The organism is Cupriavidus sp. CuC1 (assembly GCF_044627735.1).
Classification (GTDB): domain Bacteria; phylum Pseudomonadota; class Gammaproteobacteria; order Burkholderiales; family Burkholderiaceae; genus Cupriavidus; species Cupriavidus ulmosensis.
In genome coordinates this window covers 1-8,731 of record NZ_JBIUHC010000256.1, presented here as the reverse complement: position 1 = coordinate 8,731, position 8,731 = coordinate 1, and the positions used below count along the sequence as shown (strand labels likewise).

Here is an 8,731-nt window from a genome sequence, read left to right as displayed (position 1 = left end):
GACCGCCTCGTCATAAGCCTCATCGACATGCCGCCTATAAGGCTTGCTGAGGGAGGCTTAACTTGGGTGGATTGGGGCGTGAACCCCTGAATAAGGGAGTATAGAAATCGCGCGGAATAGGTATTGCGCACGATTATATTTTTGCTCGGTTCTTTGCGGGATCCGCGGGGCGTTGAGATTATCTAAGCCATTGATTTTTAAGATGAAAATGGCGGTTCGTTCGGTGCGTCGCGCGCGTCTTGGCCGCCCGGCTGTCGCGGAAGAGGATTATGCCTGTTGCACTGCGGAAAATGAGGGGGGATAATCGAGGCACGACAACAAGGCTCTTGCATTGCAGACTTTTCTGACATAAAAATAATCCCACTCCCCGCCGCACGGGAAGAAAAAGGAAAACCCAGTCAACGAAATCTCAATGCATGTTCCGGATCGTCGCGGTGCGCCTCCAGCGGTCGGTTCGGCCGCAAGATTGATACGGGTTGTGAAGATCCCAGTATCGGTCTAGCCCGATGAAAGTTCAAGGAAGCGAGGACCGCGTATGGCCTGGAACGATGCTCAACTGGAGCTCATCGTGTCCAAGTCTTCGAAGAAGGTAGCGGTGCCGTCCACGAAGCAGTCGTCGAAGCAGCCGCCTGTTTCCGACGATCCCCAACTCCTCGCCACGAAGGCGCAGCGCGAAGCCAAGCCAGCCCGCGGGCGCCAGGAAATCGCGGGGCACGGCGTCGCCGGCGGCGGTCCGCTGTCCGTGTTCGACGGCCGCCATCTGACCGACACACTTTGCTGGGACAGGGGACCGAGCCACCATCAGAAGGGCAATATCGACGCGCTCCTGCAGCCGAGGCTTGACCGCGACGCCTGGCGCACCGCCATCTCCGGCCACCTCTGCTGGGTGCGCGACCCGGACACAAACGATCTCGGTCTCGAACTGCACCTCCTGTGTGGCACGCCAAGGACCTTCCAGGCCGGTGACGTCGAGCACAGTTTCAAACCGCGTGTGTGGCGCTTGCCGTGTACCTAGCGGCCGCGACGACAACGCGGCAGTGCCCATCCAGGCGGTGTTCGATAGCGCGCTCTCCCCTTGGAAGCCACACTTGCGCCACTGGGAACGGCTGCGCCGACAGGATCGCGCGACGCGTGCCGACCAGCATGCATGGGCAGATTGGGTGCCTTTGGCTCCCGCAAGCGTAATAGGAGACCTTTGATGCCAAAGGTACCGGCTCGGCCGCAACGCAACGCCATCCCGCGCGGGACAAGCGTGCACATTCCAAAAGGCGAGACGCATTCTCTGATGAAGGTGTTCGAGAAGATACCCGCTGACACGCTGGCGACGCAGGAGTTTATCGATGACCTTACGGCACCAATGCCCCGCGATCCCAAAGATCCTGCGCTGCCGGCCATCATCGAGATCGAACAGGCGCTCGTGGCTTTCCGCTATCCCTCGGAAGACGAAGCCAACAGCCTGTTGGACTTCGTCGACGACTGCATGCTGTGCACCGCCGCGTTTGGCAACAGCCTTCCCGAGATCAACCGGATTCGGAACACCAAACTCGACAGCCTTCGTCACGAGATAGCGACTGCGGGGAAGCGGTTCGTCGTCCGGAACCGCCCGGAGCGCTGGGGAGGTGGCCCGGAGTGGGGCAGCGACGTGGCCTGGCCTGCCGTCCGGCGCGCAAGGCCATTCACCTCGCCGTTCAGCATGAACGGGGGCTCGCTGATCTTCGCCGCGCTGGACCTCCTCCAGGGCTTACGTTGTCCGATTCCGACGACGCGGACTTGGGCCGACGACCTCGAGCGAGCCGTGGACTGGGCGCAGACGGCCATCGCGGAGCAGCACGTCCTTTGTCTGGTCGTGACGGGCTTGACGTCGATGCACCTGGCTCATGACTTTCCTGCGGTCATGCGGGCGCTGGATGCGCTGCGCCGGCACCGCATGGTCGTTGTGCTCGACGTGTTGACAGCGGGTCCCTTCGGGCAGTCGGGCACAGGCCCGTTGACGGGGCTTCGGAAAGTGTTCAACCCCTGCATGGGCGACGAACGCACGACCGCGCTGGACCAGTACTGGCAACTTCTGGGCGGTGGCGAGGCGCTTCCGGCGGCGATGCAAGGCCTGTCGGCCGAAGTCTATGGCCAGCGCCGCTGGATGCGGGAGGTTGTGACCGAGGCCGCCCGCCCGGAATGCCGGTCGCGCCAGTGTCGCTTGAGTGCGCGGAAGTGGTTCGATTGGCTCGGGGCGGCCTATCACGCGCCGCTGCGTCAATGGGACCGGTTGATTCGCCACGGAACGCATCCGGACCCGCGATGGTGCGACTGGGTGCCCGATCCGGACGCGTACACGCAACACATGCCGAACGCGTCCGAGCGGGGACACCGTGGCAGCGGGGCCGCGCAATAAGGGAGCCCGCGATGACGAATGCACTGGTGCGCCCGCGCCACAATGCCATCGCGCGCGGGGCAAGCGCAATCATCCCACCGAGCGAGACGCACTTTCTGATGAAGGTGTTCGACCAGATCCCCGGCGAGGCGAAGGCCGCCCAGGAATTTTTCTACGAACTGACGGCGCCCAAGACCGCTATCGGCGCAGATCCCGGGCTGCCTATCAAGGTCCAGATCGAACTGGCACTGGACACCTTCTGCTACCTGTCGAACGACGAGGCCAAATCACTGATCGATTACGTGGATGACTGCAAGGTGTGTACCGCCGGCTTTGGCAGCAGCATCCCGGAACTTAACCGCAATCGCCAGACCAAGCTTGACACCTGTCAACGCGAGATCGCTCTGTTGGGGAAGCGGGCCACTGCCAAGCTTCGGCCGGAGCGCTGGGGGGGCGGGCCGGAGATGGGCAGCGAGGAGTCGCGGCTGACCTGCGGGCGGGCTCGCGCGATCATGTCGCCATTCAGCATGGCAGGCGGGACGAAAATCTTCGAAATGCTGGACCGCGTCATTAGCCATCGAGATCCAGAGGATCTGCAGATCGTGACGCCGTCTGGCGAGGTGTATACAGCCAGCTTAACGACGGTCCCATTCGTTACCATCGAGTCGCCTGAGGATCCTTGTGCCGAATCGGTGTTCCTGGCCGTGGTGGCCAAGCTGGATCCGAAGTTGCGGACGCTGATGCTGCAGGCCGAAACGATCGGCAAGCGTAACAAAAAAGCATTCCCTGCTCTGCTGCTAGCGTTGCTCTCCAGTTTCCTCATCTCGGGGCTGGCCATCACGGGGCTGACCACGGATCGCATCACGTCGTCCTTTCCACTGTTGCTGGATGTGCTGCGCCGCGCCAGCTATAGCGGCGTAGCCGTCGCACTGTCGGGGACCGCTGCACTGGAATATGAGCTCAGCAAGCCCGCCTTCCTGAAAACCTTCACCGTCGGAACAAAGGAGTGCCTGGCTTACAGCAAAGACGAGCTGGTCAACGTCTGCCGCAAGCTCTGGGCCCTGATGGAGCCAGGCATCGGCATGCCGGTGGCGTTCCTCGGGGCAGCCGCGCGCCTGCACGGTCAGCGTGACTGGATCCTGCGGCTGTGCCGCGTCTATGTAGACAGGCGCCACGGTCATCATCCCCGCTCCATCGAGACCGCGCTGGAGGGACTGTTTGAAGCCGCGATCGCCAGCTTCCAACCGGCGCTGGCGCTCTGGGACCTGATTGCCAAAAAAAAGCGACCACCGGATGCCATGCTCAAGCGCTATGTGGACTGGGCGCCTTCAATGCTGGTCAAGGGAGTCGTACCATGAGCTGGAGTGGCTGCTATCCGCAGGGCGAGGCCATTGTGTGCATCGAACGGGATCTCTACTTCAGTCGGGACAACCGCCTGCCGACCGCAGCGCGGGTCGATGTGCCGCCCCGTCCCTTGCTTTGCGGCGACGTGAGCCGGCCGCTCGCCCTGACTGCGGCGCTGCTGGACGGGAAGCTGGGCGATGCGGGCCAGATGCTCACGGCGTCTACCTGGGGTTTCGGGAGGCTGGGCGTATCGCTGTCCAGTGAATTGGCGCTGGCCCGTCGCCTCACGGATGGCGTCGGCCGGGCGGCTCGGCCGCGCCTGCCGGCCTGGGCCGTCTCACGGGACGCGTGGTGGCCCATTTGCCTGGTGTGCTTCGATGAATACTGGCGAAAGTTCGGCGTCCGCGGCACGTGCTACGACCTTTTCTATCCCTTCGTGACGGTATGCGCGACCCACGGGGCGGCACTGGATGCATGGAGTCCGTCGCTGCCGATTCCAAAGCTCGATGTCGTCCCGAAGGGCGATCTGCGGGCCCAACGCTATGCCCAGGTGTGCAAGCGGCTCAACGAGCAATCCGCGCTGGGCGTGGATGTCATCGGCCAGATGCGGGAAGCCGTCATCGCCGAGGGCTACCAGCACGCGAACGGGGATTTCAAGGTGTCCCGGTTTGCCCAGGATTTTGGCCAATTCTGTCGCGAGCAGGTCGCCGATCCGGCGCTGAGTCGGCTGGCCTTGTTGCCGTTGCGCGCGCGCAATCTGCTCGCGGCCCTGGTCCATCCGGACCGACCCAGTCATCCGTGCTATCTGGCCTTGCTCTACTGGTTCGCGTACATCGCACCGAACGTGCGCGCTAACGCGCCGGAGGAGTGGCCAGTACAGCGTGCAGCGCCGGCCCCTTTGAAAGGCCAGTGGCACGCCAAGGACGGCGATGATCTGGCACTGCAGGACGTCGACCGCCGCCGGCGCTATGGCAGGCGTGATGCGGGCGACTTACTGCTACTGGGTTGCGCCAGCGCCAAGGTGGCCGAGCTCTGTGGCACGACATTGGACTGGATCTACCGGCTGATCAAGCGCGAAGCGTTGTGGGACGCGATCAAGCAAGCGCGCGCGGCCCGCGTTCGCGACGACGCGCGCGCGACGCTGCTGCGCTTGATCGAGAACTCCCCAGGGTGCTCCGTTCATCAGATCGGCTTGCGTGAGCCGCGCCTGCTCCGCTGGTTGCAGCGTCATGACCAGGCATGGCTGACGCAACATCAGCACCATCGGCATCCCAGAACCTACTCGCCGCGTCACGTGCGGGCCCCGCGGGGGCGTGACGGTGTATTGGCGGCCCGGATCCGTCGCACGGCAGACGCGATTCGCGAGAGCCGGGGAATCCGGAACGTGAGCATGGCGGAACTGGCCGGGGAGTTGGGTTCGACCCCCTATGCCCTGGCGCGATGCGCGCGCTCGGCGCGGGTCCGCGCCGCGCTGGAACAGGCAGGTGTCAACGCCTGGCGCAAGTCGCGTCAGCGAAAGGTCTAGGAGCCACACGTGACGGAATCAGTCCACTTGCTACACACCAATGTCGTTGGCCTGCTACCTGGCGAGCCGTGGGGTGCCGGTATTCGTCGCTTGGCCCGGCACATCGTTTGGGTGTCCGATCCGGACGCTGACTGGTTTCGCGAGATGGAGGGGGCAAAGGATCGGCCCCTGTTGCCCCACGGTGTGCAGCGCAGCGCGGCAGTCCTTGCCAAATTCGTCGGGGCGATTGCGCCCATCGCTCGCCGGGCGACGATCCTGAACTGGATCGAGCCCTGGCTGCCGGAGCCGCTACGTCCGGTGCTCGAAGACTATATCAACAACCACGGTGGTACCGGTTGTATCTGGCAGCGGACCGGGTTTGGCCATATGCGTTCCGTGAACCGGGTCCGTCACGGAAGCTGTGAAGAATGCAGGCATCGTCAATTGGAGGACCTTGGCGAATCGGCCTGGTTGATGCGTTGGGCGCTGCCGGGATACGAGATCTGTCTGGAGCATGATGAAATCATTGGCCGCTGGTGCGCCGATTGCCACCAGCGGTATCAATCCTCGCCCTATCCGGTCCTGCCCGGTGTCACCTGTCCGTGCGGCAAGCCGCTGCGTCCATGGCGGCGGGTCAATGAAGGAAGCCTGGATCTTTTTCGCAGGATAGCCCGCGACGTCGAGGATGTCCTGGCGGGCAAGCTTGCGCCATTCTCATCCGACCTGATCCAGCAATGCCTTCGGGAGAAGGCGGTAAAGGCGGGGCTCACGGGCAATGGCGGGACCCGTCGCGCGCGCGAATTCCTGCTCGATACCCGGGCAGATGTCATTCTGGATGTGGACTTCGGCGTTCATCGAAACGCTGCCTTGGCAGCGGTGCAGGGCGAATGCCTGTCACCGCGCGTGCTGGATAACGTGTGTGCGTTGTCCGGACATTTCGGTTCGATCGAGGCTGCCGTTGCCGCGCTGCAGCGCGCGTCGAAGAGCGTGGCGCTACCGCGTGAAGAGAATGTTTCGCAGAGGATTGAGGTCATGCGACCGGTCATTTGCGGCGTCATCGACCGGAACCCCGATCTCGACGAAATCGGCCTGGAGAAGGCCTTGGTTGCCGAACTGGCACTAGTGCGGAATCTGGACCGCGAGTGGCTTCACGCGCAATTCGCCGATCGTCGCGCGAGACGTGAATCCGTCCGGCAGGTCGAGGCGGATGAGCGCTTCGAGGCCAGTGTTCTGCAGCGGCTTCAGGCACTTGAACAAGATGGACTGGACCGACGACGCACGCCCAAGCACATTGCGCGGGATGTGGTCGAGGTTGACTACGTACGGACAAACCGCGCCAAACTGCCTCGCACCTACGCCGCCATCTTCGGAAATGTGGAGTCGCCCAGGTCGTACGCGGTACGTCTTTATACCGCGCTGGTCCACAAGGGGCCCTCGCGCGTGCGGCCATACATGCATACGGATGACAAGCGCATCCGCCGTACCCCCACCGCAACGCTGTTGCAGTGGATCAAGTGCCTGAAAGCCCGCCTTAAGGCGAGCGCAGGTTGACACCGGGAGCTACGCCATGATTTCCCTTACCCTCGACACGCTGGCTCACTACTGCATGGCCGATCCGCAGATCGACTTGGCAGAGAAGGATCCTCTGGGTGTGCCGACCGGTGATGCCTACAGCGCCGACCCCGCCGTCCGGGCCAGGAAGTTCTCCTTCGGCGAGGCCGGCATGCAGCCCTTTCCCGATGACAGTGCACCCTTCGAGTTTGTGGGGCGTGGCGAGCGCGAACTCGACACGCTCATCGCGATCGCACCCGAAATTCTGAAGTCCCGTCGGCACTACCGGTTCAAGGATCTGGCGGCCGCGGAAAAGCGGTATGCGGACCCCAAGAGCGTCAAGCCCACGCACGTTCCGGTGGTTCGTGCCAACCGGATGCTGACGGTTGTTCGGAAGGACGCGCCGGAGCGGTGCCACTATCATGCCATCTTTCTGGCAAAGCGGAACTTCGAGCGTGTCCTGCCGCTGCTGGAGGGGCGTGACGACATCTCGGCCGAGTGGCTCAAGATCGATGACGTTCCACCGATGACCATTCAGAATGCGCGGTTTTGCAAAGGGCTGATGCTGCCAGGTGACCTGCGCGAGTTGGCGGAGCCCGCCCGTAAGTTCGCCGCGTACGCACTGCCGTACCTCCGTCCCCCGGGCACGCTGCATGAGTCGATGCTCGCGATCACGCAGGCGCTCAATGCAGACTACCGCGTCGAAGTCGAGTCGTGTAAGAAGCGGATCGACATCGACTACCTATGGCGGCTGTGTGCGGTGGCAACCGCGCGGCGACACATTCCGGCGGATGCCAGCCGGCCGTTCGACGAGTGGTTGCCGTACCCGCTGCTGTCGACGGGCGGCGAGTCGGTCGAGCACAGTTAGAGGAGGCCAGCGATGTCGTTGCCTTCAGAACTCAGGCCGTTCGTCTTGATTCGGTGGCAGCGCCGAGCCGGCACGGCGGCGGCAGATTACCGTTTCGTCGCGCATGATGCCGGCTCTCGGCTGTGCTGTCTGTATGATCTCTCGCAATCCGAGCGGAGTCGGTTCCCCCGCTTGGACATCGTGCCGGAGACCGTCATTGTGTCCGCCTTCGGTCGCGCGCTGACCGTGATTCACGCTGACCCAGTGACGCACGCTCACGGAAAGGCGGTGCTTTCGCAGGCAGAGCAGCAAAGTTGGGATCGGGCGTGGCGGATCATGCGTGCCCTGTTGGCCCCGGATGCATTCGGCATTGGCATGGCTCAGGGCCGTGCAAGGCACGCGATCTTCCTGGACCCGAAGGAACGTCGTCATCGATTCGTCGCTGTGGCCGCGCGATATCGCGTAACGGAGCACGTAGTCGCGATGATCTTTGCCCGCTTCCTGCGCTTTGGCGGAACGCGCGAGGCGGTGAGGCCACGCGTCGTGCGGTGCGGCGGGCGCGTCACGCATTGGCGCAAGTCGGGCCCGTCGCCATGTTAGTACTACCGAAAGAGCTGAAGAGCTTCACGCCGGTTACGTGGGATCACGGGCAGGGCAACATTCGTGAGTACTGCTTCGTCCTGTATGACGCAGCGACCGGACTCTGTGTGTTCTTCGATCTGAAGCAGAAAGAGCGCAGCCGTTCACCAGACTTCGCATTGATTCCTGTCAATACGGTGGCGGTTGCCTTTGGCAGCGATCTCTTGCTACGGGACGAGCCGTTGTGTCCGCCCGAGATGATGGAGTATCCGGAGCGCATCTCAAAATTCTCGAGGCGCGAGGATGCAACGCCAACGGATGGCTGGGATGACGCATGGAAAATCATCGTGTCGCTGTTAGGGCCGGACGAAGAAGGCATCGATCTGACGGCCGGCCACCGCCGAGAGGAGCTATTTCTGGACAAAGGATGGCGCAAGGAATTGTTCGTGGCGGTCGCAGAGAGGTGGGGGGTGTCCGACCAATCCACCCAAGTTAAGCCTCCCTCAGCAAGCCTTATAGGCGGCATGTCGATGAGGCT

Annotated in this window: 8 protein-coding genes; all 8 read left to right on the top strand. The window is 63.1% G+C overall.

The window, feature by feature from the left end; all coding sequences use genetic code 11:
• The first annotated feature begins 535 nt into the window (after positions 1-535).
• Entirely contained in the window at positions 536-1,015 is a 480-nt protein-coding gene (locus ACGLHR_RS49095) for a hypothetical protein (RefSeq protein ID WP_400103048.1), read from the top strand.
• A 183-nt stretch (positions 1,016-1,198) separates the two neighbouring features.
• Positions 1,199-2,389, top strand: coding sequence for a hypothetical protein (locus tag ACGLHR_RS49090; protein WP_400103047.1), 1,191 nt, complete (start codon positions 1,199-1,201; stop codon positions 2,387-2,389).
• 11 nt (positions 2,390-2,400) lie between these two features.
• Entirely contained in the window at positions 2,401-3,726 is a 1,326-nt protein-coding gene (locus ACGLHR_RS49085; RefSeq protein WP_400103045.1) for a hypothetical protein, read from the top strand.
• Complete coding sequence (locus tag ACGLHR_RS49080) at positions 3,723-5,237, top strand: TnsD family Tn7-like transposition protein (RefSeq protein WP_400103043.1); 1,515 nt, start codon at positions 3,723-3,725, stop codon at positions 5,235-5,237. The genes ACGLHR_RS49085 and ACGLHR_RS49080 overlap by 4 nt, the downstream gene beginning before the upstream one ends.
• A gap of 9 nt (positions 5,238-5,246) precedes the next feature.
• On the top strand, positions 5,247-6,767 hold the full coding sequence (locus ACGLHR_RS49075) for a hypothetical protein (protein ID WP_400103041.1): 1,521 nt from the start codon (positions 5,247-5,249) through the stop codon (positions 6,765-6,767).
• Positions 6,768-6,783: 16 nt separating this feature from the next.
• Entirely contained in the window at positions 6,784-7,635 is an 852-nt protein-coding gene (locus tag ACGLHR_RS49070) for a hypothetical protein (RefSeq protein WP_400103039.1), read from the top strand.
• Between the two features lie 12 nt (positions 7,636-7,647).
• Positions 7,648-8,214, top strand: coding sequence for a hypothetical protein (locus ACGLHR_RS49065; RefSeq protein WP_400103037.1), 567 nt, complete (start codon positions 7,648-7,650; stop codon positions 8,212-8,214).
• A partial coding sequence (locus ACGLHR_RS49060) for a hypothetical protein (protein ID WP_400103035.1) occupies positions 8,208-8,731 on the top strand: 524 nt, incomplete at its 3' end. The genes ACGLHR_RS49065 and ACGLHR_RS49060, both read left to right, overlap by 7 nt.

Excerpts from the sequence above, each read along its gene's own strand:
- ACGLHR_RS49085 (WP_400103045.1), top strand. The coding sequence starts at position 2,401 with ATGACGAATGCACTGGTGCGCCCGCGCCACAATGCCATCGCGCGCGGG.
- ACGLHR_RS49090 (WP_400103047.1), top strand. The coding sequence starts at position 1,199 with ATGCCAAAGGTACCGGCTCGGCCGCAACGCAACGCCATCCCGCGCGGG.
- ACGLHR_RS49095 (WP_400103048.1), top strand. The coding sequence starts at position 536 with ATGGCCTGGAACGATGCTCAACTGGAGCTCATCGTGTCCAAGTCTTCG.
- ACGLHR_RS49080 (WP_400103043.1), top strand. The coding sequence starts at position 3,723 with ATGAGCTGGAGTGGCTGCTATCCGCAGGGCGAGGCCATTGTGTGCATC.
- ACGLHR_RS49070 (WP_400103039.1), top strand. The coding sequence starts at position 6,784 with ATGATTTCCCTTACCCTCGACACGCTGGCTCACTACTGCATGGCCGAT.
- ACGLHR_RS49065 (WP_400103037.1), top strand. The coding sequence starts at position 7,648 with ATGTCGTTGCCTTCAGAACTCAGGCCGTTCGTCTTGATTCGGTGGCAG.